General features: G+C 75.5%; 25 protein-coding genes and 1 rRNA gene. 8 read left to right on the top strand and 18 right to left on the bottom strand.

Annotated features, from left to right (window positions below; translation table 11 throughout):
• Positions 1-3 precede the first annotated feature (3 nt).
• Positions 4-120: ribosomal RNA gene (rrf, locus tag ACI79T_RS15830) — 5S ribosomal RNA — on the top strand.
• A gap of 375 nt (positions 121-495) precedes the next feature.
• Here rrf and ACI79T_RS15825 read toward each other — a convergent pair.
• From ACI79T_RS15825 to ACI79T_RS15790, 8 genes are all read right to left on the bottom strand, one after another.
• Entirely contained in the window at positions 496-1194 is a 699-nt protein-coding gene (locus ACI79T_RS15825) for a hypothetical protein (RefSeq protein ID WP_456611037.1), read from the bottom strand.
• Positions 1191-2102, bottom strand: a complete 912-nt coding sequence (locus tag ACI79T_RS15820) for an ABC transporter ATP-binding protein (RefSeq protein ID WP_456611036.1) — start codon at positions 2100-2102, stop codon at positions 1191-1193. Before ACI79T_RS15820 ends, ACI79T_RS15825 begins: the two co-directional genes overlap by 4 nt.
• On the bottom strand, positions 2099-2461 hold the full coding sequence (locus tag ACI79T_RS15815) for a GntR family transcriptional regulator (RefSeq protein ID WP_456611035.1): 363 nt from the start codon (positions 2459-2461) through the stop codon (positions 2099-2101). The genes ACI79T_RS15820 and ACI79T_RS15815 overlap by 4 nt, the downstream gene beginning before the upstream one ends.
• A gap of 126 nt (positions 2462-2587) precedes the next feature.
• A complete protein-coding gene (gene egtE, locus ACI79T_RS15810; protein ID WP_456611034.1) occupies positions 2588-3712 on the bottom strand; it encodes an ergothioneine biosynthesis PLP-dependent enzyme EgtE in 1125 nt (374 codons plus the stop codon).
• A 20-nt stretch (positions 3713-3732) separates the two neighbouring features.
• A complete protein-coding gene (locus ACI79T_RS15805) occupies positions 3733-4515 on the bottom strand; it encodes an anti-sigma factor domain-containing protein (RefSeq protein WP_456611033.1) in 783 nt (260 codons plus the stop codon).
• Positions 4496-5098: an RNA polymerase sigma factor gene (locus ACI79T_RS15800; RefSeq protein ID WP_456611032.1), complete on the bottom strand. Its 603-nt coding sequence runs from the start codon at positions 5096-5098 to the stop codon at positions 4496-4498. Before ACI79T_RS15800 ends, ACI79T_RS15805 begins: the two co-directional genes overlap by 20 nt.
• A 47-nt stretch (positions 5099-5145) precedes the next feature.
• On the bottom strand, positions 5146-5877 hold the full coding sequence (locus tag ACI79T_RS15795; protein WP_456611031.1) for a class F sortase: 732 nt from the start codon (positions 5875-5877) through the stop codon (positions 5146-5148).
• 25 nt (positions 5878-5902) lie between these two features.
• Complete coding sequence (locus ACI79T_RS15790; protein ID WP_456611030.1) at positions 5903-6727, bottom strand: DUF4397 domain-containing protein; 825 nt, start codon at positions 6725-6727, stop codon at positions 5903-5905.
• Positions 6728-6868: 141 nt separating this feature from the next.
• Between ACI79T_RS15790 and ACI79T_RS15785 the strand changes: the two genes are divergently transcribed.
• Entirely contained in the window at positions 6869-7336 is a 468-nt protein-coding gene (locus tag ACI79T_RS15785) for a DUF309 domain-containing protein (protein WP_456611029.1), read from the top strand.
• A gap of 37 nt (positions 7337-7373) precedes the next feature.
• On the top strand, positions 7374-8162 hold the full coding sequence (locus ACI79T_RS15780; RefSeq protein WP_456611028.1) for a hypothetical protein: 789 nt from the start codon (positions 7374-7376) through the stop codon (positions 8160-8162).
• Between the two features lie 15 nt (positions 8163-8177).
• On the opposite strand, the gene ACI79T_RS15775 is transcribed toward ACI79T_RS15780, so the two are convergent.
• Positions 8178-9545 (bottom strand): cryptochrome/photolyase family protein, encoded by a 1368-nt coding sequence (locus ACI79T_RS15775; protein ID WP_456611027.1) that lies wholly within the window; start codon positions 9543-9545, stop codon positions 8178-8180.
• Positions 9546-9630: 85 nt separating this feature from the next.
• Complete coding sequence (locus ACI79T_RS15770; protein WP_456611026.1) at positions 9631-10002, bottom strand: STAS domain-containing protein; 372 nt, start codon at positions 10000-10002, stop codon at positions 9631-9633.
• A gap of 120 nt (positions 10003-10122) precedes the next feature.
• On the opposite strand from ACI79T_RS15770, the gene ACI79T_RS15765 reads away from it, so the two are divergent.
• Genes ACI79T_RS15765 through ACI79T_RS15755 form a run of 3 tightly spaced genes read left to right on the top strand, consistent with a single transcriptional unit; the run spans position 10123 to position 13368 of the window.
• Complete coding sequence (locus tag ACI79T_RS15765; RefSeq protein ID WP_456611025.1) at positions 10123-10848, top strand: response regulator; 726 nt, start codon at positions 10123-10125, stop codon at positions 10846-10848.
• 7 nt (positions 10849-10855) lie between these two features.
• Positions 10856-12229 carry a sensor histidine kinase gene (locus tag ACI79T_RS15760; protein ID WP_456611024.1) on the top strand — a complete coding sequence of 458 codons (1374 nt, stop codon included), beginning with the start codon at positions 10856-10858 and terminating at the stop codon, positions 12227-12229.
• Complete coding sequence (locus ACI79T_RS15755) at positions 12226-13368, top strand: GerMN domain-containing protein (protein WP_456611023.1); 1143 nt, start codon at positions 12226-12228, stop codon at positions 13366-13368. The genes ACI79T_RS15760 and ACI79T_RS15755 overlap by 4 nt, the downstream gene beginning before the upstream one ends.
• 64 nt (positions 13369-13432) lie before the next feature.
• On the opposite strand, the gene ACI79T_RS15750 is transcribed toward ACI79T_RS15755, so the two are convergent.
• On the bottom strand, positions 13433-14014 hold the full coding sequence (locus tag ACI79T_RS15750) for an AMIN-like domain-containing (lipo)protein (RefSeq protein WP_456611022.1): 582 nt from the start codon (positions 14012-14014) through the stop codon (positions 13433-13435).
• 209 nt (positions 14015-14223) lie between these two features.
• Here ACI79T_RS15750 and ACI79T_RS15745 point away from each other — a divergent pair, with 209 nt between their 5' ends.
• Positions 14224-15078, top strand: a complete 855-nt coding sequence (locus ACI79T_RS15745) for an Fpg/Nei family DNA glycosylase (protein WP_456611021.1) — start codon at positions 14224-14226, stop codon at positions 15076-15078.
• 36 nt (positions 15079-15114) lie between these two features.
• Here ACI79T_RS15745 and ACI79T_RS15740 read toward each other — a convergent pair whose 3' ends face one another.
• The 7 genes from ACI79T_RS15740 to ACI79T_RS15710 all read right to left on the bottom strand — a co-directional run bounded on the left by ACI79T_RS15740 (position 15115) and on the right by ACI79T_RS15710 (position 24210).
• Positions 15115-16668 (bottom strand): GAF domain-containing protein, encoded by a 1554-nt coding sequence (locus tag ACI79T_RS15740; protein WP_456611020.1) that lies wholly within the window; start codon positions 16666-16668, stop codon positions 15115-15117.
• Between the two features lie 153 nt (positions 16669-16821).
• Positions 16822-18027: an MBL fold metallo-hydrolase gene (locus ACI79T_RS15735; protein WP_456611019.1), complete on the bottom strand. Its 1206-nt coding sequence runs from the start codon at positions 18025-18027 to the stop codon at positions 16822-16824.
• Positions 18028-18176: 149 nt separating this feature from the next.
• A complete protein-coding gene (locus tag ACI79T_RS15730; RefSeq protein WP_456611018.1) occupies positions 18177-20624 on the bottom strand; it encodes an ABC transporter permease in 2448 nt (815 codons plus the stop codon).
• Positions 20625-20643: 19 nt separating this feature from the next.
• Positions 20644-21417 carry an ABC transporter ATP-binding protein gene (locus ACI79T_RS15725; RefSeq protein ID WP_456611017.1) on the bottom strand — a complete coding sequence of 258 codons (774 nt, stop codon included), beginning with the start codon at positions 21415-21417 and terminating at the stop codon, positions 20644-20646.
• A gap of 229 nt (positions 21418-21646) precedes the next feature.
• Positions 21647-22342, bottom strand: coding sequence for a response regulator (locus ACI79T_RS15720; protein WP_456611016.1), 696 nt, complete (start codon positions 22340-22342; stop codon positions 21647-21649).
• Complete coding sequence (locus tag ACI79T_RS15715; RefSeq protein WP_456611015.1) at positions 22339-23523, bottom strand: sensor histidine kinase; 1185 nt, start codon at positions 23521-23523, stop codon at positions 22339-22341. The genes ACI79T_RS15720 and ACI79T_RS15715 overlap by 4 nt, the downstream gene beginning before the upstream one ends.
• Before the next feature lie 75 nt (positions 23524-23598).
• Positions 23599-24210, bottom strand: coding sequence for a copper chaperone PCu(A)C (locus ACI79T_RS15710; protein ID WP_456611014.1), 612 nt, complete (start codon positions 24208-24210; stop codon positions 23599-23601).
• Positions 24211-24316: 106 nt separating this feature from the next.
• Here ACI79T_RS15710 and ACI79T_RS15705 point away from each other — a divergent pair, with 106 nt between their 5' ends.
• Positions 24317-24469: a hypothetical protein gene (locus ACI79T_RS15705; protein WP_456611013.1), complete on the top strand. Its 153-nt coding sequence runs from the start codon at positions 24317-24319 to the stop codon at positions 24467-24469.
• Position 24470 lies beyond the last annotated feature (1 nt).

Here is a 24470-nt window from a genome sequence, read left to right as displayed (position 1 = left end):
AGTTACGGCGGCCATGGCGAGAGGGAAACGCCCGGTCACATTCCGAACCCGGAAGCTAAGCCTTTCAGCGCCGATGGTACTGCCCTGGAGACGGGGTGGGAGAGTAGGACGCCGCCGGACAACCATTCCCGAAGGGGCCCCAGCATTCGTGCTGGGGCCCCTTCGTCATGCCCGCACCCGCCTCGACCGCCGCGGTGGCCGGCCCCGCCCCCGCGACGCTTCCCGCCGTAAAACGCCACCGCCGGGCCGCCGGGCCGGCCACCCTCACGAGGCTCCACCGCGGAAAGCACGACAGCCGAGGAGAACGGCGTGCATCGACGCCATAGCCGGCGGGTGCGGCCTCGCCTCCGGGAGAGGTGTGCGGTCGGTCGGGGTCGCGGCGAACATGCCGACCGGCGGCGCAGGACCGCGGTCTCTGCGGGCATGGCATCGGGCACGGCAAGGCCCCTGTTCCGTCACGTGGCGGAACAGGGGCCCGGGTGCCAGGAGCGCGGGTCAGGGAACGACGCGACGGATCCCACCGAAGGCGAGCACGCCCAGGACCGCGGCCACGGCGAGAGGGAGACCGACGGCCAGCGTGGCGATGTCCCGGTCCCCGAGCCACGACCCGAGGTCGTCCCATCCGCGCCGCCAGCTGATCAGCACGATGAGTCCGCCGATCACCGCGGTGAGGCCGATGATGAGCCCCCAGATGCCGTTGAGCCCCCAGCGCTTCTGCACGATGCCGACACCCACGCCGATCGCCATGAACGCGAGCATCGGCGTCCCCGACACCAGGACCTGCAGCCAGAAGCTCTCCACGTACAGCGGCCCGGGCGCCCAGTAGGAGAGCGCGACGCCCCAGCCGTCCGTCGCCCGCTCGATCCGGGTCAGGGTGGCCACGGCGAGCCCGTAGCCCACCGCCTGCACCGCCGCCACGAGCGCCGTCCCCAGGAAGAAGGCGCGGCGGCTGAGGCTCACGCCCATCGCGAAGGGCAGCAGCTGGGTCACCGCCTGGCCGAAGATGAACGCCACCGCCGCGTACAGAGCCACGACACCCCAGGTGGTGGCGCCGGGGTCGTCCTCGCCGATCCCGACGCTGCCCCACAGGGCCACGTTGATGGCGAAGCTGATCCCCACGACCACCCAGGGGACGCCGAGGATGACCAGCGGGTGCACCACGTGCAGGCGCGCGGCACTGAGGATGCGGTTCATCGGGAGACCTCCTGGAGGCCCGTGGGAGCGGTCGCGGGGGAGACGGAACGCAGGCTGAGGGCGACGACGAGCGTCTGGAGCGGAGTGGGCTCCCAGGCGAGGTCGGCCGCCGCGGCGTCGTCGCCGTCGGCGTCGCCGAGGAGGCGGACGACGGCCCGGCTGTAGCCGGCGAGCGACTCCTGCTGCAGGAGCTCGTGGCGGGCCGCGAAGGCGGCGACGCGCTCCTGCGGCCCGGTCACGGTGACGGCGCTGGCCCGCAGCGTCTCGGCGTCGGCGTCGACGAGCAGCCGGCCGTGGTCGATGAGCACCACGTGCTCGAGCAGGTCGGCGATCTCCTCGATGAGGTGCGTGGAGAGGACGACGGTGCGCGGATGCTCGGCGTAGTCGGCGAGCAGCCGGTCGTAGAAGAGGTGCCGGGCGACGGCGTCGAGCCCGAGGTAGGGCTCGTCGAAGAGGGTGAGCGGCGCGCGCGAGGCCAGCCCGATGATGATGCCGACGGCGGAGTTCATGCCTCGCGAGAGCTTCTTGATCGGGCGCTTGGCGGGGAGCTCGAAGGCGTCGACCAGCGAGCGGGCCAGGGCGTCGTCCCAGCCGGGGAAGACCATGGCCGCCGAGTCCAGGGCGTCGCGGACCCGGAAGTGGTCGGGGTAGCGCTGCCCCTCCTTGATGAAGCAGATGCGGCCCAGCACCTCGTCGTTCTCGTAGGGCCGTCCACCGAAGACCTCGGCGTGCCCGCTGGTGGGCACCCGCTGGCCGGTGAGCACCTGCATCAGCGTGGTCTTGCCGGCGCCGTTCCGGCCCAGCAGACCGGTGATGGCGTGCTCCGCGAAAGCGGTGGTGACGTCGTCGAGCGCGGTGTGGTCGCGGTAGCGCATCGTGACGTTCCGGATGGTGGCGACGGCGGTCATCGGGGGTCCTCCCAGCGGTCGATCATGGTGGTGAGCTCCCGCGCGGAGATGCCGAGCTTCTGCGCTTCGGCCAGGAGCGGACGGACGTAGAGGTCGGCGAACTCGCTGCGCCGCCGCTTGAGCAGTTGGTCGCGGGCGCCCGTGGCGACGAACATCCCGACTCCTCGTCTCTTGTAGAGGACCCCGTCGGCCACCAGCTGGTTGAGCCCCTTGGCGGCGGTCGCGGGATTGATCCGGTGGAAGGCGGCCAGCTCGTTGGACGAGGGCGCCTGGCTCTCCTCGTCGAGGGAGCCGTCGACGATCGCGTTCTCGATCAGGTCCGCGACCTGCCGGAAGATCGGTCCACCGTCCTCGTTCACGGGGCGGACCGGGCCGCTCCAGGGCCGATGAGCTCCCTGGGTTCATTACTCATGTAATGAACCGTAGAGGTGGCCGCGCACGCAGCGCAAGAGGCGTTCCCGGACGGGTGGGGACCTGCCGCCCGGTCAGAGAGCCGCGGCGAGCGCCTCGAGGTCCTCCACCGTCGCGTCCAGGTGCGGGGAGACCCGCAGCACCGGCCCGGTCATCTCGCCCGGCGCCCGCTCCGGACCGATCGCGCTGAGCACGATCCCGTGCTCGGTCAGCAGCCGGGTGCGGGTCGCGACGACGTCGACGCCGTCCGGCGGGCGCAGGGTCGTCGTCGCGGTCGGCTCCCCTGCCGGTTCGACGGCGCGCCAGCCGGCCACGCCGTCCAGCAGCTCCCGCGTGGCCCGGCCGAGCGCGGCCAGCCGGTCGCGCACCCGGTCGGGGCCCGCGGCGAGGTGCTCCCCGACCGCGACGACCAGCCCGACCCGGCCCGCGACGTGCGCCTCCCCCGACTCGAAGGCCCGCATCGGCGGCACGTCCGCGGGCTCCGGCAGCACGGGGACCAGCTGCGCCGCGATCGCCGGGCGCGCGATGAGCATCCCGACCCCCCGGGGGCCGGCCAGCCACTTGCGGGAAGTGCCGTAGACGACGTCGGCGCCCAGGTCGACGTCCACGTGCCCGAGGGACTGCGCGGCGTCGAGGACCAGCGGGACACCGGCCTCGCGGCAGAGGGTGGCGATCTCGCGGGCGGGCTGCAGGAGGCCGCGGTGGCTCCCGATGTGCGTCAGGTGGACGAACCGCGGGGGATCGACGGCCAGCAGCCGGGCCACGCCGTCGACGGCGGCCCGGCCCAGGCCGTCGACCGGCAGCGGCTCCGGCTGCAGCCCCGCCGCCCGCAGCTGCGCCACATTGGGGGCGTACTCGCCGGGCAGGCAGGCCACCCGCGAACCCGCGGGCAGCCGCCAGCCGGAGAGCAGGGCGACCAGCGCCGCCTGTGCGGACTCCACGAAGGCGACGTCGGCGGCCGCCATGCCGACCAGGCCGCCCAGCACCGAGCGGCCCTGCTGCAGCAGGTCGTCGGCGGTCGCCTCGGCGACGTAGCCGCCGAGCTCCGCCTCGTGCCGGGCGTGGTGCGCCGCGGCCTCCAGCGCCCGGTGGCTCTGCCGGCTGGACGCGGCGCTGTCCAGGTGCCGGCCCGGCGGACGCGGGCGGACCGCGCGCCAGGAGGCGCCGAGGTCGTCCGAAGGCAGCGCGTCGGGCGTCATGTCCACACGCCAGGCACCGGTCAGCTCTCCAGCTGGCCCCGGGCCACCGAGACGCCCGAGTGCGCCGGATCGCCGTCGAGCGGCTCCACCGAGACGTCGACGATCGGGTACGCGGCGAGGTCGAGCCCCGCCGGCAGCTCGAACGTCTGGTTCCCCGGGCGCAGCACGCCGAGCGGGACCATCTCGACGACATCCGGTTCGATCAGCCAGATCTCGTAGTACTCGCCGTCCAGGTCCGGGGCCTCGAGGTCCACCTGCAGGGCGCGGGAGCCGTCGTCGCGGACCACGACCTCCGCACGGCCCGACGCCGGCGCATCGGCGAGCTGGTCGAGCGCCACCGCGGCGAGCGGCTCGACGTCGTCGGTGCGGTCCAGCACGGCCACCGCACCGGCGCCCACGACGGCGCCGACGAGGCCGGCCGCGGCCATCAGCAGCACCCGGGGACGGCGGGAGCGGAACGGCAGCACCTGGGCGCCCGCAGGGGGGTCCTCGGGCGGAGCGGCGACCGGCGCAGGCCGGGCGACCGCGACCGGCGGGGCCGGTGCCGTGGCGGCGGACGCCTCCGACCGCGGGGCAGGGGACACCCCGGTGGCCGCGGCGATGCCCGCCCACACCGAGGCCGGCGGCGCCACGGGGGCGACGGACGCGGCGAACTCGGGTACTGCGACCGCGTCGACGGCCCGCTGCAGGGAACGGACCTCGGACCGGCAGTCCTCGCACGACGCCAGGTGGGCGGCGTCGTCGTCGGGCAATGGCTCGCGCAGGGCGGCCAGGGCGAGCTGCTCAGGCTGGCAGTGCGTCACCGTCCACCTCCAATCGGCTTCTCAGGCGTTCGAGCGTGCGGCGGATATGGGATTTCACCGTGCCCAGCGGAATTCCGGTGCGCTCGGCGATCTGGGCGTGGGTGAGGTCGGCGAAGAAGGCGAGCTCGATGATCCCGCGCTGCGGCTGCCCCAGACGGTCCAGCTCCTCGAGCACCAGCATCCTGTCGGCCACAACGGTGTCGACCGCCGGCGTCGTCCCGCGGGCAGGTGTGGCCCCTGCCTCGGAGACGGCGGCCTCGGCCTCGCGGCGCATCCGGTCGCGGCGCGCCCAGGTGTCGGCGATCTTGTGCCGGCAGACGCCGGTCAGCCAGGCCGGGAGGGGTGCCTGGTCCGGCCGGTAGCGGGCGCGCCCGGTCCAGGCGGAGATGAAGGTCTGCTGGGTGACGTCCTCGGCGTCCGGCCCGGAGCCGAAGGCGCGCACCGCCATCCCGTGCACCTGGCCGGCCCACCGCTCGTAGGCCAGCACCAGCGCCTGCTCGTCACCGGCGGCGAAGCGGCGGCCCACCTCGGCGTCCTCCGGGTCCGCGGCACCCGGAGGCGTCGGCACCGGATCGGAGGTCACGTCGGGGACGCTACCGAGGTCGCCCACCGGCCGGGTGAGCAGCCCGGTCACCGCGCGGCGTCCACCACCGGCTCGGCGACCACGACGACGTTGTCGCGGTAACTGCGGAACTCGGGCAGGAACGGACCGCCGCAGGTGATGACGACCAGCCGGGGCGGCCCCGTGCGGGCGAAGATCTCCTCGAGCGGCAGCACCTGCTTCTGCACGAGCTCGCGGGACACGACGCGCCAGCGGGTGGTCTCCCCGGCCGCGTCGGTGACGGTGAGCTCGTCGCCGGGCTCGGCGTCGCGCACCGGGAAGAGGGCGCCGATGCCCTGCTCCCGGTCGTCCACGTGCCCGGCGAGCACGGCGTTGCCGTCCGTGCCGGGCTCCGGGCCGAAGCGGTACCAGCCCACCCGGTCCACGTCCTCCGGCAGTTCCATCTGGCCGTCCCCGGCGACGCCGACCGGGTCGATCGGTGCACTGATACCGCGAGCGGGCAGGTGGAGACGGACGGGGGCGGGGGCGGCGGGCACCACCACCGGTGACGCGTCGCGGACGGTCACCGGTGGCAGGGACCTGGTGCTGGACGGCGCCGCCGCGGTCGCGGGTGGCACCTGGACGGACGAGGACGGCGCCTCGGTCGACGGGGGCGGCGCCTCGGCGACGATGCCGGGACGCTCCAGCGCCTGGTCGAGCGGTGCGCCAGCCGTCGCCTCCGGCTGGGCCACGGCCCAGGCGATCGGCGCGCCGACGGCCAGGGCCAGGCCCAGACCGACGGAGGCGGCGGCGGGTCGCACGGTCAGTTCCTCGGTCCTCTGGCGGTCAGCGCGAGGCGCGGGCCATGCGGACAGCGCCCGCACCCGCCAGCGCGAGACCGGCCACGACGGCGGCACCGACCGGCAGCGGCAGGCCCGACTCCTCGGCGAGACCGGCCGTGCCACCGGGGACGCCGCTCGGGGCGGAGGCCGCACCGGTCACCGTCTGGGTGGCGAGCTCGTAGCCGGCGTCACCGGAACCCCAGGCGTAGACGATCGTGTTCGCGCCCTCGGCCACCGACAGGTCGGCCGGGCCGATCGCCACGGTGTCGGTGCCGGCGAGCACCACGTCGGCGGACACGGTCCCGGCCGGGACGGTCAGCGACTCCTCGTTCGGGTTGGTCACCCCGTCGATGACGACCTGGCCGCCGGCCCGGACGTCGACCGCGGGTGCGGCGGCCACGTGCCGCACGGTGACTCGCCCCTCGCCCGCGGGGACAGCGGATGTGTCGTTCACGAAGGGGGTGAGCTCCGGGTCGCCGCCCTCGGTCAGGTGGGCCACCACGGTGGCGTTGGCACCGGCGGGGATCTCCACGTCGTCGAGGCTGACCGCGACCTCGGCGGACTCCGGGTCGGCGCCGGCCGGGTACACGGTCAGGTCGTACTCGCCGCCGGGCAGCGTCAGCGGGTCGGTCAGGGTGCCCGGCTGGAAGTCGGAGATGAGCTCCTCACCGTTGGCGTAGACGTCGACCGGGGTCTCCGGGATGCCGTGGAGGACCGAGACGGTCGCCGTGTGGCTGTCGGCCAGGGCCGGGGTGGCCACCAGGGCCATGGCGCCGGCGGCGGTGAGGACACCGGCGGTGCGGCCGATCGTGCGGGTGGTGGTGTTCATGGTCTTTCCTCTCGTAGCAGGAGGTGCGACACCCCCTCTTCCGTGCCCCCCGCCGTCCTGGATGCACGGGCCGTCCGACGAATGTCATGCAACCGCACGGTCGGCCGTCGCGCGTCCACCGTGGGCGGGCAGGATGGCGTCGTGGCCGACCGTGACCGGGACGACGAGGGCCGGGCCCGCAATGCGCGGCCGCGGGATGCCCTCGGGCGTCCGCTGCCCCACGGCGCCGTGGGCGAGGGGCGCGCCCCCGAGGGCGTCGTCCGGCCGCCGGAGGTGGCGCTCGCCGAGGCCCAGGAGCTGCTGGACGCGGGCCGCCCGTTCCACGCGCACGAGGTGCTCGAGGACGCCTGGAAGTCCGCGCCCGAGGAGGAGCGGCAGCTGTGGCGGGGCCTGGCGCAGCTCGCCGTCGGGCTGACCCATGCCGCCCGCGGCAACGCGCGGGGAGCGGCCACGCTGCTGGACCGGGGCGCGGGGAACGTCGCCGGGTACGCGGCCGCCCCGCCGCACGGGGTCGACGTCGCCGGGCTGGTGGCGTGGGCGCGGGCCCTCGCCGCTGCTCCGGGCACGGCCGGTGACCCGGCCGCCGCCGCCCCCCGGCTGCGCGGCTGACCGGTTCGCCGTCGGGTGGCCCGGGCACACCCGCGGCATGACCTCGAGCGGAGCAGGACAGGACGGGATCCGGGCCGCGGCGGTGCTCGCCGCCGCCGTCGCGCAGGTGGCCGGCAGCCCCCTGGGCAGCGCGCTCGCCGGGCGCAGCGTCGGCGCGGTCAGCGACGAGACCGGCTCGCTGATCACCCCGGCCGGCTACGCCTTCACCATCTGGGGCGTCATCTTCGCCGGCGCGCTGGCGTGGGCGGTCTACCAGGCGCTGCCGTCGCAGCGCGGGCGGGAGCTGCACCGGCGCACCGGCTGGCCGCTGGCCGCCGCCTTCGCCGGGAACGCGGCGTGGGAGATCGCGTTCCCCCTGATCGGGGTTTCGGTGCCGCTGTTCCCGCTCGTGCTGCTGTTCTGCATCGTGGCGGCCACCGCGGTCGCCTGGGCGCGGCTGCAGGACCTCCCGGTCGAGGGCCTGGGCCGGGTGCTGCCGGCCGCCGTCGCCGGCCTGCTGCTGGGCTGGGTCACGGTGGCCGCGACGGTCAACGCCGGCCAGGCAGGGGTCGCCCTCGGCGCCCCGGCATCGGGCACCACCGCCCAGATCTGGGCGGTCGGCGCCCTGATCGCGGTCGCCCTGGTCGCCTGCGCGCTGGTGCTCACCGCCCGCGCGGCCGCCGGGCCCTTCGCGCTCGCCGTGGTGTGGGGCGTGCTGGCCGTCGCGGTCGACGGCGGCCCGGCCCCGGTCATGGTCGCCGCCGTCGCCGCGGCCTCGGCCGTGGCGGTCGCCCTGGTCGTCCGCACCGTCGTCCGGCGGGACCCGGTGACGCTGCTCGTCGGCTGAACCGGCCGACCGGGCTCAGCGGCCGCGGACGCGGGCGTAGCGGTCCAGCGCCACCTGGCGCTCGTGCGCGTGGTCGACGACCGGCTCCGGATAGCCGGCCGGGAGCCCGCCGGGCGCCGTCCACGGCTCGTGCACGTGCTTCGGGTCCAGGTCGCGCAGCTCGGGCACCCAGCGCTTCACGTAGGTGCCGTCGGGGTCGAACTTCTTGCCCTGGGTGATCGGGTTGAACACCCGGTAGTACGGCGAGGCGTCGGTGCCGGTACCGGCGACCCACTGCCAGCCGTGGTTGTTGCTGGCCAGGTCCCCGTCGACCAGGTGCTCCATGAAGTACCGGGCGCCGAGCGTCCACTCCTGGTGCAGGTCCTTGACCAGGAACGAGGCGACGATCATTCGCACCCGGTTGTGCACGTAGGCCTCGCCCAGCAGCTGGCGCATGCCGGCGTCGACGATCGGGAAGCCGGTGCGGCCGGTCTGCCAGGCGCGCACCAGCTCGTCGGCGTGCGGGCCGTCGTCGTAGCTCATCGCCTGCAGTTCGGGCTTGAGGTACTCCCGGGCCGACTCCGGCCGGTGCCAGAGGACGTCGGCGTAGAAGTCCCGCCAGGCCAGCTCGTCGGCGTAGCGGCGCACCGACTCGCTCTGCCCGGCCGCGGCGAGGTCGGCCAGCAGCGTGCGGGGGTGGATGCAGCCGTACTTCAGGTACGCCGACAGCCGGCTGGTCCCGTCGCCGCCGGGCACGTTGCGCCCGTCGGCGTAGCCCAGCAGCCGGTCGTCCCGGAAGCGGGCCCAGGCGGCGCGCGCCGCCTGCTCGCCGGCGGGCGGGAGGACGACCCCGTAGAGGTCCGGCGCGGCAGGCGGCTCCTCCGAGCGGACGCCGGTGCGCCACCGGACGCCGTCCGGGGACGACGCCGGCGCGCGCCAGCCGTGCTCGCGCCAGGCCCGGGCGAAGGGGGAGTAGACGCGGAACGGCGTCCCGTCGGCCTTGGTGACCCGGCCGGGCGTCACCGCGTACGGGGAGCCGGTGCGCACGAACGGGACGTCACCCAGCGACCGCTCCACGGCGTCGTCCCGGCGGCGGCCGTACGGACCGGCGTCGGCGCTGACGTGCACCGACGTCGCACCCACCTCCTGCGCCAGCGCGGGCAGGACCTGCGCCGGGTCGCCGGAGCGCAGCACCAGGGCGCCGTCGAGGTCGCCGTCCAGCGCGGCCAGGCAGTCGAGGAGGAAGCGACGCCGGGGCTCGCCGGACGGCCCCCACAGCCGGTCGTCGAAGACGAACACGGGCAGGACGTCGCCGTCCGGGCCCGCCGCATCGCGGGCGGCGAGCAGTGCGGGGTGGTCGCCCAGCCGCAGATCCCGGCGGAACCAGAGCAGCGCGGTGGGCACCCGGCGAGCCTAGGAGCGGCGTTGCCGCGCCGCTCCCCCAGCGGCTCCGCGGAAGGGCGGGCGTGGGTTCCCGCGGAAAGGCCGGTCAGGCGGAGCGGCCGAGGTCCTCGAGCCCCAGCACCCGCCACAGGCCGGTGCGGCGCAGCAGGCCGACGGTTCGCCGGTTGGCCCCGCGGACGACCACGCTGCCGCCGCGGGCGCGGCACGCCCGGTGCGCGGTGAGCAGGCTGGCCGCCGCCGGGCTCGACAGGTGCTCCACGTCCCGGAGGTCGACGACCACCCGCCGCGCACCTGTGACCAGTGCATCGTGGAGCGCCCAGCGGATGTCGGCCACCCCGTCGGCGAGCATGTCCTCGGTGAGCCGCACGACGACCTCGTCCGACCCGGCCCCGGACGCGCCGGGGTCCACGCGGTCGCGGTCGGCAGGGCGCACGGGGGTCTCCTCGGCGGTCGGCATCCGCACGGTCTCCCCCAGCCTCGCGACCCGACTTTGCGATCCTCCGTGTCGTTCCATTGCGATCGGATGACGGGAGCCGGCGCGCTCGGGGCGGGGGCCCGGCGGTGGCAGCATGTCCGCGTGTCGTTGCGGATCCTGGTCGTCGAGGACGACGACTCCATCCGGACCGCGTTGCGGTGGGCGCTGGAGGACGAGGGGTACGACGTCGCCGAGGCCGCCTCCGGGGAGGACGCCGTCCGCATGGTGGGCATCGCCGCGCCCGACATGATGATCGTCGACCTGATGCTCGGCTCGATGGACGGCTTCACCGTCATCCGCGAGGTGCGCCGCGCCCACGACCTGCCCGTCGTCGTGGTCAGCGCCCGCGCCGACACGCAGGACATCGTCGAGGCGCTCGAGGCGGGCGCCGACGACTACGTGACCAAGCCCTTCCAGATCAAGGAGATCACCGCGCGGCTGCGCGCCCTGCGCCGCCGGACCGCGCAGGCACCGGGACACCACCAGACCGCCGGGCAGGCCGGCGGTCAGGCCGGCGTGGTCCTCGACCACGACCCCCGCGCGCCGCTGGTCCTGCGCGAGGCCAGCGGCACCGTCTACCGCGGGGAGCAGCTGGTCCCGCTGACGCTGACGGAGTACCGGGTGCTGTGCGAGCTGGCGGGTGCTCCGGGGCGGGTCTTCAGCCGGCAGGCGCTGCTCGAGCGGGTGTGGGAGCACGGCTTCTTCGGGGACGAGCGGATCGTCGACGTGCACGTGCGGCGGCTGCGGACGAAGGTCGAGCGGGATCCGAGCAGCCCTCGGCTGGTGGTCACCGTCCGGGGGCTGGGCTACCGCCTGGACCCGCAGTGAGCCGCCGGTGAGCAGGATCCCGGGGCGGCGGGGGCTGCGGCGCCGCATCGTGCTGGGCTTCGCGGCCAGCACCCTCCTGGTCTCGGCCGTGCTCGTGATCACCACCTGGCTGCTGGCCCGCAGCTTCGTCGTGGAGCAGCGCGAGCAGGCGCTCACCCAGCAGGCGTTCGCCGACGCCGACGTCCTGCGCAACCGGCTGTCCGGCGCCGGGGACGACGTCGGCCGGGTGCTGGGCGAGCTCGTCCCGTTCGGCGACGCGGAGGTCGTCGTCCGGAGCGGGGACGACTGGTACTCCTCGAGCCTGGAGATCGGACGGCGGGACGTGCCGGCGGCCGTGCAGGAGGTGGTGGGCACCGGCGCGGCGGGCGCGGTGCGGGTCGAGACGGCGGACGGCCCGCGGCTCGTCGTCGCCGTTCCCGTGGTCAGCGCGGGGATCGAGTTCTACGAGGTGGCACCGCTCGACGACCTGGAGACGCTGCTGCGCACGCTGGCCGTGGTGCTCGGTGCCGGCGCGGCCGTGGCGACCCTGGCGGGCGCCGGCTTCGGGGCGTGGGCCAGCCGGCGCGCCGTCTCCCCGCTGGAGCAGGTCGCCGGCGCGGCCACCCGGATCGCCGGCGGCGAGCTGTCCACCCGGCTCCCGGCCACCGACGACCCCGACCTCGTCGGCATCGTGGCCGCCTTTAACAGCATGGTCGACGCCCTCGCCGCACGGATCACCCGCGACGCCCGCTTCGTCGGGGACGTCAGCCACGAGCTGCGCAGCCCGCTCACCAGCCTGACCACGAGCGTCGAGGTGCTGGCCACCCGGCGCCACGAGCTCCCGCCGCGGGCTCAGCAGGCCCTGGCCCTGGTGGAGGGGGAGGTCGCGCGGCTGCGCGTCACCCTGGACGACCTGCTGGAGCTCGCCTGGTTCGACGGCGCGGGCCACGTGCCCGACGCCGTCCCGGTGTCCATGACGGCGCTGGTCCGCGAGGTGCTGGCACGGACCGGCCGGCCCGACGGCCTGCTGGCGGCCGCTCCCGAGCAGGAGACCACCGTGCTCGGGGACAAGTCGCGGCTGGAGCGGGCGGTGCGCAACCTCCTGGACAACGCCGACCGCTACGGCGGCGGGCCGGAGTGCGTGGAGGTCCGGCGCGGCGACGGCGCGGTGCTCGTCACGGTGGACGACGCCGGTCCCGGCGTGGCCCCGCTGGACCGGGAACGGATCTTCGAGCGCTTCGCCCGGGCGCCCGGCTCGGCGCGCCGATCGGTGCCCGGCGCGGGGCTGGGCCTGGCCATCGTGGCCGAGACCACCGCGCAGCACGGCGGCGCGGCGTGGTGCGCCGCGAGCCCGGGCGGCGGCGCCCGGTTCGTCCTCTCGCTGCCGGCGGCGCCGACGTGAGCCGCCACCGGCTGCGCGCCGCCGGCGCGCTGGGCGCCGTCCTCGCGGTGACGGCGTCGTGCGGGGTCCCGACCGGCGAGGGCCCGTCGACGATCGCGCCGGGCGACGTCCCGTACGGGCTCGCCGCGCCGACGCCGGCGCCGTCGGCCGTGCCGTCGTCGGTAGTCGGTCAGACCGGCTGGGCCTACTTCGTCGGCGGCGACGAGGCGCTCGTCCCCCGAGCCCGCGAGACCGGCGCGGGGACCCCCGAGGAGCGGCTGGGCGAGCTGCTGTCCGCGCTGTCCGCCGGCCCGACCGAGGAGGAGCAGCGGGAGCAGCTGTCCACGGCCCTGCCCTCGGGGACGACGCTGTCGGTGACCGGCATCGACGCGGCCACGGCGACGATCGACCTCTCCGGCACCGCGCCGCTGTCCGCCAGCCGCCGGGCCGTGGCGCAGATCGTGCTCACCGCGACCAGCCTGCCGGGGGTCGCGGCGGTCCTGCTGACCAGCGGGGGAGAGCCGGTGGAGGCACCGCTGCCCTCCGGTGCGCTCACGGACGCGCCGCTGCTGCCGGCCGACTACGCCGAGTTCCTCACTCCTCCGGCGCCGACCCCGTCGCCGGACCCGTCGTCGCCGTCCGCCGCCACGACGGCGCCGGCCACCCCCGTGCCGCAGCCCACCACCGCGCCGCGGCCGTCGCCCACCGTGCCGCCGCCCTTCGTCGCCGACACCCGGCCGGACACGGCCGCGGCGTCGCCGGGGGCGGCGGTGACGGTGACCGACGTCCGGGTCGGCCGGCACGAGGGGTTCGACCGGGTCGTCCTCGAGGTGGACGGCGCGGGGCTGCCCGGCTGGGACGCCCGCTACGTGCCCGAGGCGCGCTCGGCGGGGAGCGGTGCCGCGGTGACCGTGGCGGGGGAGGCGGTCCTCCAGCTCGTGGTCACCGGGGTGGGGCTTCCCGGGGACACCGGGATCGCCCCGTACGCGGGGCCCGGTCGGCTGCCCGCCGTCGGGCCGGCCGTGCGCGAGGTCGTGCTGGACCCGGTGTTCGAGGGGCAGCTGGTGTCGTTCCTCGGCATCGCGGCCGAGCGACCGTTCCGCGTCTACCGGCTGCAGAGCCCGAACCGGGTCGTGGTGGAGGTGCTGCACCGGGGCTGAGACGACGGCGGGAGCTGCACACCGGAGCCGGCCCGGTGTGCAGCCCCCGTCGGGTGCGGAGCGGTCACCAGCGGTGGGCGACGTCGATCACCAGGCGCACCGCGTCGTCGTCCCCGGGGGTGCCGAGCAGGGTGAAGGTGCGGAACGGCAGCCGGGCGCGGGTGCCGACCCCCAGGGTGGTGCGGCCCTCGAAGGAGCCGGCCCACGCGACCTGCTGGAGGGTGCGGAAGCCGTCGACGTCGACGACCTCGCCGGGGCTGGGCGGCAGGTAGGTGGCCCGCCCGTACGCGTCGTACGCCGGGGCGTGGACGACGATCCGCAGCGCCGCGCCGCCCGCCAGCGGGACGACGTCGCCCGAGCCCTCCCGGTGCACCGCGTCGACGTAGCGCACCGAGTAGCCGGCCGCCGCCGCGGGACCGCGCAGGTCGACGACCAGGCGGTCGAAGCAGGCGTGCCGGCCGGCGCGCACGTCGGTCACGGTCAGGCCGGGGGTGGCTGCGGCGCCGTTCTCCGGAAGCGAGCCCCACACCAGCCCGCAGTACGGCGCAGCGGTCGCTCCCGCGGCCGACGCCGGGGTGAGCACGCCGACCAGCAGCGCGAGCACGCCGGCGAGGACCGCCAGGGAGCTGAGTCGGAACCTGGTCACGATGACCTCCATCGTCGGGGCCCGCGCCCGGTGGAACGGGCCTACGGACGAAGGTGTACTCGCGGGCGAGGGCCCCGGAAGCCGCCGCAACAGGGTCTCCACCAGGTCGTCGTGGCCGTCATGCGGTCGTCGTACCGCCGCAACGCCGCCGCCGGGAAACCGCCCGATCGGGGACGGCGCGACGCCGCGATCCGGGCGATCATGGGCGGGTGCCCGAGTTGCCCGAGGTGGAGGCGCTGGCCGCGTTCCTGCGCGAGAACGCCGTCGGCCACGTGCTGGCGCGCGCCGACCTCGCCGCGGTCCAGGCGATCAAGACCTTCGACCCGCCGCTGTCGTCGCTCGCCGGACTGGAGATCACCGGCGCCGCCCGGCACGGCAAGTTCCTCGACCTCGACGTCAGCGGGCTGCACCTCGTCGTCCACCTGGCCCGTGCCGGCTGGCTGCACTGGCGGGAGAGCCTGCCGGCCGCGCCGCCGAAGCCGGGCAAGGGCCCGCTCGCGCTGCGGGTGCACCTCGACGACGGGGACGGCTTCGACCTCACCGAGCAGGGCACCCGCAAGGGGTTGGCGGTCTACGTCGTCCGCTCGCCGGCCGAGGTGCCCGGCATCGCGCGACTGGGCCCGGACGCGCTCGAGGCCGATCGCGAGACGTTCGCCCGGCTGATGGCCGGCCGCTCCGGGCAGCTCAAGGGCGCGCTCACGGACCAGACGCTGATCGCCGGCATCGGCAACGCCTACTCCGACGAGATCCTGCACGCCGCCCGGCTCTCGCCGTTCAAGATGGCCGACAAGCTCACCGACGACGAACTGGTCCGTCTCTTCGACGCCGTGCGCGCGACGCTCACCGGGGCGCTCGACCGCCAGGTGGGTCAGCGGGCCGCCACGATGAAGGGCGAGAAGCGGTCGGGGCTGCAGGTGCACGCGCGCACCGGCCTGCCCTGCCCGGTCTGCGGCGACACCGTGCGCGAGGTGAGCTTCGCCGACACCTCGCTGCAGTACTGCCCCACCTGCCAGACCGGTGGCAAGCCGCTGGCCGACCGGCGGATGTCGAAGCTGCTGCGCTGACCCGGGGGCACGGCCGGTGTACCCCGGGCCCCGGGCTCAGCCGAGGATCGCCTTCGTGACGGCGGACTGCTCGGTGAGCACCCCGCCGATCACCCGCTGCGTCTCGTTGATCTCCTCGACCGCGGTGCTGATCGCAGCCAGCGCGGCCACGACCCGGTCGACCTGGTCCTGGATCGCGGACACCTTCGCGTCGACGTCCGTGGTCGCCCGCGCCGTCTCGGCCGCCAGCTCCTTGACCTCGTTGGCGACGACGGCGAACCCGCGCCCGGCCTCGCCCGCGCGCGCCGCCTCGATCGTCGCGTTGAGCGCCAGCAGGTTGGTCTGGTCGGCGATGCCGCGGATGGTCTTGACCACCTTGCCGATGTCGGCGCTGGAGTCCCCGAGGCCCGCGACCTGGTCGTTGGCCTGCTCGGTGAGCCGCATGCCTTCGCCCGCCACGGTCGCCGCCGACAGCACGTTCCGCTCCACCTCGGTGATCGACTCGAGCAGCTCCCGGCCGGCCCGCTCGAGCTTCTGCGACGCGGCGAACCGCTCCATCCCCTGGCCGAGGAGGAAGGCGGTGTTGCGCAGCGCGTCCGCGCGCCCGGGGGCGAGCGTCAGGGTCTCCGTGGCGAAGAAGTCCATCGTCCCGACGACCTCGCCGGCGACCGTGATGGGCAGGCAGACGCCGGACCGCACGCCCGCGCGCTGCGCCGCCGGGGCGCGGACGCAGTCGGTCACCTGTGCCAGGTCCTCCACGAACACCAGGTCGCGGGTCCGCCAGGCGCGCCCCGAGAGGCCGACGCCCTCCCGGAAGGAGGCGGCCAGGGTGACCTCGCGGAACTCCGTGCCGGCCGTGCCCGACTCCTGCACGAAGTGCAGCGCCCGGTCCTCCTCCCGCACCCGCCAGTAGGAGCCGTAGGCCCAGCCGAAGCCCTCGCGGATGGTGTCCAGGCACCGGGCCATGGCGTCCTCGGGGGTCGCCGCCGCGGCGATCTCCCGCAGCACCCGGGTCACGGCGTCGGTGTCCTGCGCCGCCTCGGCCTGGCGCTCCGCGGCCACGATCCGCTCGATGGTCTGGGAGACCAGCCGGCCGATGGCCCGCAGGGCGCCCAGCCGGTCGGGGGACGGGTCGAGGGTCTCGGTGGCGAAGAAGTCCATGGTGCCGACGACCGCGCCGTCCTCGAGCAGCGGGAAGCAGATCCCGCTGCGGACGCCGACGCGCTGCGCGGCCGGGGCGCGCACGCAGTCGGGCACCTGCCCCAGGTCGGCGACGAAGACGAGGTCGCGGGCCCGCCAGGCCCGGCCCGCCAGCCCCACGCCCTCGCGGAAGGACGCCTGCCGGGTCACCTCGCGGAACTCCGGTCCGGCGTCGCCGGACTCCTGGACGAAGCGCAGCGCCCGCTCGGCGGGCTCCACCCGCCAGTACGAGCCGTAGGCCCAGCCGAAGCACTTCCGGACAGCGTCGAGGGCGGCGGTGACCGCCTCGGTGGCGGTGGTGGCGCGGCTGAGGGCGGTCACCACCTCGGTCACCGCTTCCACGTTGGCCCGCGCCTCGGCGACGTGCACGGACTGCTCGGCGTGCGGCGGCCGACGGCTGAACGGCGACATGGTGGAGCTCCTCCATCGATGGGCGTGCTCGACCATCGGGATCCGGAGGCAGGTAGTTGAGTCCGGATTCATCTGGATCACCCGAAGAGATTGCGCGCAACGGATACGTTCAGGACCGTTTCGCCACGGAGGCCCGGGCTGCCGCCCCGAGGATCAGTCCGGTCGTGAGGACAGCAGCCGGGTCAGCGTCCTGGCGAGCACCGAGGAGCCGACCCCGGCGTCCTCCTGCGCCTCGGGGGTCGCGGAACCGACCGCCGTCCACCAGTCGTGCACCTGCGGCGGGTCCAGGACGTCGATGCGCCCGCCCGGCTGCGGCACGACGACGGTCGCTCCGCGCCGCTCGGCGGCGGCCAGCAGGCGCTGCACCGGCTCGGCCCAGCGGTGGAAGGCCAGGTTGAACGTCGCCCAGTGGATCGGCAGCAGCACCCGCCCGCCGAGGTCGCCGTGCGCGCGCATCGCCTCCTCGGGGTCCATGTGGATCGCGTGCCAGGCGTCGTTGTACGCACCGATCGGCAGCAGCGTCAGGTCGAAGGGGCCGAACCGGGCGCCGATCCCGGCGAATGCGGGCGTGTACCCCGTGTCGCCGCCGAAGAAGACCCGGTGCCGCGGCCCGGCGACCGCCCACGACGCCCACAGGGTGGTGTCGCGGTGGAAGTAGCGGCCGGAGAAGTGCCGGGCCTCGGTGCAGGTGAGCGTCAGCCCCCCGACGACGTGCGTCTGGTCCCAGTCCAGCTCGATGATCCGCTCCTCGGGCACGCGCCACTTGCGCAGGTGCTCACCGATACCGAGGGGCACGACGAACGGCGCCGTCTGCGTGGCGACCAGCGCCCGGACGGTCGGCAGGTCGAGGTGGTCGTAGTGGTCGTGGGAGATGAGGACGGCGTCGACCGGGGGCAGCTCCTCGATCGCGATCGGCGGCTCGTGCAGGCGCGTGGGCCCGAACACCGGCGACGGCGACACCCGGTGGCCCCAGACCGGGTCGACCAGGACGCGCTGGCCGTCGACCTCGAGCAGCGCACTGGCGTGGCCGAACCAGGTGACGGCGAGCTCGCCGGCCTGGTCGGGCAGCGGCGAGGTGGCCAGCGGGATGGGCCCGCCGGGGAGGCCCACGTGCCGCTCCTCGTGCCACTGCCGCAGCAGGCCGTCGCGGGTGTTGGCAGGGGAGAGCGCCGGCGTCGGCATCCGGTTGTGGAACTTGCCCTCGGAGAACTGCGCCGAGCCGGTGACGACCGGGCGCAGCCGGCGGCGGTGCGCGCCGAGGGCCGTCGGCAGGCCCCAGGCGGCGCGGGCGAGCCAGCCGACGGGGAGGGCGAGGGCGGCGGCGGTCAGGGCGGTGCGGCGAGCGAGGGGGGACGGCACGGTCCCAGCATCCCAGCCGCAGCTCCGTCCCGGCCGAGGAGCGGGTGATACCTCCCTGAACGATCAGGAGACCTGGTCATCCAGGGTCCTGGCTCACCATCGACGGTGAGCCAGGACCCGGAACGATCAGGTGACCTGATCACCGCAGGTCAGCCGGCGATGGCGGCCACCGGGGAGGTGCGCGCGGCGCGCCGGGCCGGGAGCACGGAGGCCAGCAGCCCGGCCACCGTGGCGACCAGCACGATGGCGCCGATCTGCAGCCACGGGATGCTGATCACCACCTCGCCGAACTCGCCGAGCGCCGAGGCGGCCCCGACCAGGCCGTAGGCGCCGCCGACCAGCACGCCGAGCACCGCGGCGACCCCGGCGACGAGCACCGCCTCCCAGGCCAGCAGCGCGCGCAGCTGGCCGCGGGTCAGGCCCAGCGCCCGCAGCAGGCCGCTCTCCTGGCGCCGTTCGACCACCGACAGGGCCAGCGTGTTGCCGACCCCGATCAGCGCGATCAGCACCGCCACGCCCAGCAGCCCGGTGACCACCAGCAGCAGGACGTCGACCACCTCGTCGATGGCGGCCCGCTCGCTGGCCACCCCGGTGACGAACGAGGTGGGCAGCGCGGTGCCGACCAGGTCGGTGACCTCGTCGATCACCGCGGTCTGGTCGACGTCGTCGGCCAGCCGCAGCCACATCGTCTCCACCTGCGCCCCGGGCACGAGGCCCTGCAGGTCGGCCCTGGTCAGCAGCGTGCGGTCGGTGTCGCCCGCCACCACGGTCAGCGTGCGCGAGCGCTCGCCGGCGGTCAGCGTCAGCGGGTCGCCCGGCTGCAGGCCCCAGGTGTCGGCCTCCCAGCCGGAGAGCACGACCTCACCAACCCCGGGCAGCGTCAGGTCGGTCGTGGAGCGCAGCACCGGGAGCGCCTGCGCCGCGTCCACGCCGCTGACCCAGCTCTCCGTGCCGTCCGGCCCGGTGACCGTCGCCGCGGTGAGCCCGGTGGCCGCGACCACGCCGTCGACCGACTCCAGCTGGCCCTGCAGCGTGGCCGGTACCGGCTCGTCGAAGCTCTGGATGATCACGTCGGTCGGGTAGTTGGCCGCCAGGCCCTCCTGGGCGGTGGCCCGGGTGGAGCTGGCGCCGACCACCATCGCCGTGGTCAGCGTGACGCCGATCAGCAGCGCGGTGGCGGTGGCCGCCGTCCGGCGCGGGTTGCGGGTGGCGTTGCCGGTGGCCAGCCGCGCGGGGAGCCCGCCGAGGCGGCCGAGCAGCCGGCCCGCCGCGGCGACGATCGGCGGCACCGCCCGCTGGGCGAGCAGCAGGAGGCCCAGCGAGCTGAGCACCCCGCCGGCCAGCGCGATGAGGAGGTCCGCCGTTCCCACGCCCCAGGCCATCAGCGCCACGCCGGTCACGGCGAGCACCAGGCCGGTCACCAGCCGGGCGACGCCGCCGCGGGAGCGCAGCGGAGCGGGGTCCGTCGGCCGCAGCGCGGCCAGCGGGGCGACCCGGGTGGCGGCGCGAGCCGGGGCCAGCGCGGCGATCAGCGTGGTCACCGTGCCGACGGCGAGGCCGACCAGCACGGCGTACAGCGGCACCGACACCCCGGACAGCGGGATGGGCGAGTCGATGCCGGACACCACCGCCGAGACGGCTGCGGACAGCCCGATCCCGGCCAGCACGCCGAGGACGGAGGCGGCCAGGCCGGTGAGCACGGCCTCGCCGAGCACGCTGCGGCGCACCTGCCGGGCGGTCGCGCCGACGCAGCGCAGCAGCGCCAGGTCCCGGGTCCGCTGGGCCAGGAGCACGGCGAAGGTGTTCGCGATGACGAGCCCCGCGACGAGCACCGCGATGGTGGCGAACACCAGGAGACCGGTGGTCAGCCACGTGGCGTCGCCGGTCAGCGCCGCGACGGACTTCTCGGCCTGCTCGGTGCCGGTGCGGACGGTGACGTCGGCGCCGGGCAGCGCGGCGCGCACCTCGTCGGCCAGGAGGGCGGGTTCGGTGCGGGCGGGGCCGGCGATGCGCAGCTCGGTGGGCTCCACGGCGCCCCAGGCCCGGGCCTGGTCGGCGGTGACGTAGGCCTTGCCGTAGACCCCGGCGGTGGGGTCGCCACCCAGGTCGACGACGCCGGTCACCGTGACGTCGGCGGTGGTGGCGGTGCCCTCGGCGTCGTAGCTGCTGACCGGGAGGGTGTCGCCGACGGCGGCGCCGACGCGCTCGCTGACCGCGATCTCGCCCGGCCGCTCCGGCAGGGCACCGGCGGTCAGCTGCTGCCAGCGCAGCTGCGGGTCGGCGGCCACGGACTCGACCAGCAGGTACTGGGCGCCGGTCCGCCCGGGGGCGACGGCCTGGACGGAGGTCTGCCAGGTCGGGTCGACGGCCTGCACGGAGGTCAGCGCGGTGAGCGTGTCGACGTGCGCGGCCAGCCCGGTGCCGCTGTCGGAGGTGACCACCACGTCGGTGTCGACGTACTGGGCGCCGGCGGCCTTCAGCACGGTGGCCCTCGTGGTCTCGTTGAGCACCAGGGTGGCGACCACGAAGCCCACGGCGATGACGATCGCCAGGGTCGAGGCGATGAGGCGGGGCAGATGCGCCCGGACGCTCGCCAAGGTGACTCCGCGCATGGCGTCAGGCCCCCAGTCCGCGCAGCGCGTCCAGCACGGACTCGGCCGTCGGGGCGTCGATGTCGCCGGCGAGCCGGCCGTCGGCCAGCAGCACGACGCGGTCGGCATAGGCGGCGGCGACGGGGTCGTGGGTGACCATGACGACGGTCTGGCCGGTCTCCCGCACGCTCGACCGCAGCAGGCCGAGCACCTCGGCACCGGAGCGCGAGTCCAGGTTCCCGGTGGGCTCGTCGGCGAAGACGACGTCCGGGCGGGGGAGCAGCGCGCGGGCGATGGCCACCCGCTGCTGCTGGCCGCCGGACAGCTCGTGGGGACGGTGGCCGAGCCGCTCGCGCAGACCCAGCCGGGCGACGACCGAGTCCAGCCAGGCCTTGTCGGGTCGCTGCCCGGCCAGCTGCATGGGCAGCGCGATGTTGTCGCGGGCGTCGAGCACCGGGAGCAGGTTGAAGGACTGGAAGACGAACCCGATCCGCTGGCGGCGCAGCTTCGTCAGCTCGTCGTCCCGCAGGCGGGTCAGCTCGGTGCCGCCCAGCCAGACCTCCCCGGCGGTGGCGGAGTCCAGGCCCGCCAGGCAGTGCATGAGGGTGGACTTGCCCGAGCCGGACGGCCCCATGATCGCGGTGAACTCGCCCGCGGCGAAGGCGACGTCGACGCCGGCGAGCGCCTGGACGGCGGTCTCACCCGTGCCGTAGGTCTTCCGCAGCCCGGAGGCGCGCACGGCGGCGGTGGACAGCGAGGCGGGCGGCTCGCCGGGGACGGTCATGACGGGAACGGACATTCGGACCTCCGGAGGCAGTGATCTTCGACGGTGATCACGCTGCCGGTCGACCGCGTCCGCCCGCGTCGGAGCGGGGAGCGATCTTCCCGCCGTCGCAGGTGGGCCCCCGGGTGGACCCCGCCGTCATCCCGCAGGAGGAGGGCTCAGCCGGTTCGGCGATGTGCGGAGGCGGCGCGTTCCGCGCCGCCGGACGCGCCACCGGCGCACATCGCCCCGGCGCCCTGCGGCGTCAGGCGTTGCGCAGCAGGTCCGCGGGGGCGACCAGGCCGGTGCGGTAGGCCAGGACGACGGCCTGCACCCGGTCGCGGGACCCGGTCTTGGCCAGCACCCGGCCGACGTGGGTCTTCACCGTCGCCTCGCTGACGAAGAAGTGCGCGGCGATCTCGCCGTTGGTGGCGCCGTAGGCCATCTGCTCGAGCACCTCGCGCTCGCGCGGGGTCAGCTCGGCCAGGCCCGGATCGGCCTCACCGGCCGGCAGGACCGGCGCTCCGCCGCGCAGCAGGGGGGCGACGTGCTGCAGCAGCCGGCGGGTGGAGCTCGCCGCGATGACGGAGTCGCCCGCGTGCACCGTCCGGATGGCGGCGAGCATGTCCTCGGGTGCGGCGTCCTTGAGCAGGAAGCCGCTGGCCCCGGCGCCGATCGCGGCCATGACGTACTCGTCGAGGTCGAACGTGGTCAGGACGACGACCCGCGGCGGCTCCGGCCGCGCGGTGACCTGCCGGGTCGCCTCGATCCCGTCGGTGCCGGGCATGCGGATGTCCATCAGGACGACGTCGGCGGGGGTGCGCGCCAGCAGCTCGACCGCCGCCGCGCCGTCGCCGGCCTCCCCCACCACGGTGAGGTCGGGCTGGGAGTCGATCACCATCCGGAACCCCGCCCGGACCATCTGCTGGTCGTCCACGAGGACCACCCGGATCGCGCTCATCGGACCGAACGGTAGGGCAGCGCCGCGTGCACGCCGAACCCCCCGCCGTGCCGCGGGCCGGCGTCGAGCCGCCCGCCGTGCAACTGGGCCCGCTCGCGCATCCCGCGCAAGCCCTGGCCCTTGCCGTCGGAGTCGACGACGGCTGCCGAGGCGCCGCGGCCGTCGTCGAGCACGGACAGCTCCAGCGCATCGGGCCGCCACTGCAGCCGCACCCAGGCCCGCCCGGCCGGCCCGGCGTGCTTGAGCACGTTGGTGAGCGACTCCTGGACGATCCGGTAGGCGGCCAGCTGGGGGCCCGCCGGGAGCGGGTGCGGCGTGCCCTCCACGATGAGGTCCACGTCCAGGCCGCTGGCCCGCACGTCCTCGACCAGGGCGGGGATCGCCGCGACGTCGGGCTGCGGGGCGTACTCCTCGCCGCCGCCGTCGCGCAGGACGCCGAGCAGCGCGCGCATGTCGGTCAGGGCCTGCCGGCCGGTCGCGGCGATCGCCTCCAGCGCCTGGGTGGCGACCTGCGGGTCCGCCTTCCCGGCGTACCGGCCGCCGTCGGCCTGGGCGATGACGACGGAGAGCGAGTGCGCCACGACGTCGTGCATCTCGCGGGCGATCCGCGCCCGCTCGGCGGTGGCGGCCAGCCGCATCTCCTGGTCGCGCTCCAGCTCCAGCAGCCGGGCGCGCTCCTCGAGTCCGGAGAGCCGCAGCATCCGTGCCCGGCGGAGGTCGCCCAGCGCCCACGCGGCGACGACGGTCACGCCGATGGAGCCTGCGGGGAAGACGGCGGTGAACACGTCGATGGAGTAGTACCGCAGGCTGGCGAGCAGGGCGCCGACGAGCCCGACGGCGAGGCCCGCCCGGCCGGCCCAGCGCGGGGCGTAGGCGGCCAGCGAGTACACCATCACCAGCGCCGCGTAGTTCGCCGCCAGGAACTGGGAGGAGACCACCAGCTCCAGCAGGCAGGCCACCACCACGGCCACCGCCGCGGCGACCGGTGCCCGGCGGCGCCACGCCAGCGGCACCACCAGCAGCACGCCGACGAGGAAGGACGCGCCCTCGGACGACCAGTACGTCCCGGCGGGCAGCACCACCGTGACGAAGCCGATCGCCGCCGCCAGCAGCCCGTCGGCGAGGAACGGCCGCTCGCGCAGCCACGCCGTCAGGCGCTCCACGGGCGCGGACCGGTCCATGGGTCGAAGCCTAGGGACCGCGCCGCCGGATCTCGTCGCCCCTCGGGAGGATCTCCGCGTCCGCCCGCAGGACGATCAGTTCTCGGTCGTCGGGTCCTCCGGCGCGGTGAAGTCGCCCTGGCCGGGGGGCGAGGAGGCGACCGGCGCCTCCAGGGTCACCTCGCCGGCCTGCTCGAACACGAAGGTGACGGGGATCGACTGCGACGAGCGCAGGGACATGTCCAGGCCGGTCAGCATCACCGACGGCGGGCCCTCGGGCTCCAGGTAGACGTTGTCGTCCTCGTTCACCTCGATCGCCCCGTCGGTCCCGTCGACCGCCAGGAGCTCCGCGCCGGTGAAGTCCGCGCCGCGGACCTCGATCAGCTGGTCGCCGGTGGTCCCGGTGTTGGCGATGGCGGCGTACAGCGGGACCTCCTCGCCCTCCTCCCACACGCCGTCCTCGGGGTACGCGAGCTGCAGGGCGGTGACCTTGATGTCCTCGGTCACGGCCTCGTCGGGGCCGGGGTTCCCGCCGATCACCTCGTCGCCGGGGACGTCGAGCGGGTTGTCCATGTCATCCACCCCCGCGTCGTCCAACGCCACGTCATCCGTCCCTGCGTCGTCACCTCCGCCGCAGGCGGCCAGGGGCAGGGCCGCGGCGAAGAGCAGGGCGGCGAGCGGGTGCGTGCGCGTGCGGCGGCGGGTCATGCTGGTCCTCCCTGAGTGGTGTACGTCCGTCCAGGGCTACCCCGGCCGGTTCCGGGCTCCCGCCGATCGGGTGGACCGCAACAGAGTTGTCGCATTGGGAGGCCGCGTGGACGACGACCGGGTGCGGCGGGTGCCGGACGACGGCGGCGGCGACCCCGCCTGCTGGCTGCGCCGGGTCTGCCCTGCGTGCGGCGGGCTGGCCGAGGAGGACCCGCCGACGGTCTGCCCCCGGTGCGGGGAGCGGCTGCCGACGGAGTGAG

Source organism: Blastococcus sp. SYSU DS0619 (genome assembly GCF_054051035.1).
This window is presented reverse-complemented; position numbering and strand designations above follow the sequence as displayed.

Bases quoted from the DNA above. Each gene is read 5' to 3' on its own strand.
- ACI79T_RS15825 (WP_456611037.1), bottom strand. From the start codon at position 1,194: ATGAACCGCATCCTCAGTGCCGCGCGCCTGCACGTGGTGCACCCGCTG.
- ACI79T_RS15820 (WP_456611036.1), bottom strand. From the start codon at position 2,102: ATGACCGCCGTCGCCACCATCCGGAACGTCACGATGCGCTACCGCGAC.
- ACI79T_RS15790 (WP_456611030.1), bottom strand. From the start codon at position 6,727: ATGAACACCACCACCCGCACGATCGGCCGCACCGCCGGTGTCCTCACC.
- ACI79T_RS15780 (WP_456611028.1), top strand. From the start codon at position 7,374: ATGACCTCGAGCGGAGCAGGACAGGACGGGATCCGGGCCGCGGCGGTG.
- ACI79T_RS15715 (WP_456611015.1), bottom strand. From the start codon at position 23,523: ATGGACCGGTCCGCGCCCGTGGAGCGCCTGACGGCGTGGCTGCGCGAG.
- egtE (WP_456611034.1), bottom strand. From the start codon at position 3,712: ATGACGCCCGACGCGCTGCCTTCGGACGACCTCGGCGCCTCCTGGCGC.
- ACI79T_RS15770 (WP_456611026.1), bottom strand. From the start codon at position 10,002: ATGCCGACCGCCGAGGAGACCCCCGTGCGCCCTGCCGACCGCGACCGC.
- ACI79T_RS15740 (WP_456611020.1), bottom strand. From the start codon at position 16,668: ATGTCGCCGTTCAGCCGTCGGCCGCCGCACGCCGAGCAGTCCGTGCAC.
- ACI79T_RS15725 (WP_456611017.1), bottom strand. From the start codon at position 21,417: ATGTCCGTTCCCGTCATGACCGTCCCCGGCGAGCCGCCCGCCTCGCTG.
- ACI79T_RS15710 (WP_456611014.1), bottom strand. From the start codon at position 24,210: ATGACCCGCCGCCGCACGCGCACGCACCCGCTCGCCGCCCTGCTCTTC.
- ACI79T_RS15720 (WP_456611016.1), bottom strand. From the start codon at position 22,342: ATGAGCGCGATCCGGGTGGTCCTCGTGGACGACCAGCAGATGGTCCGG.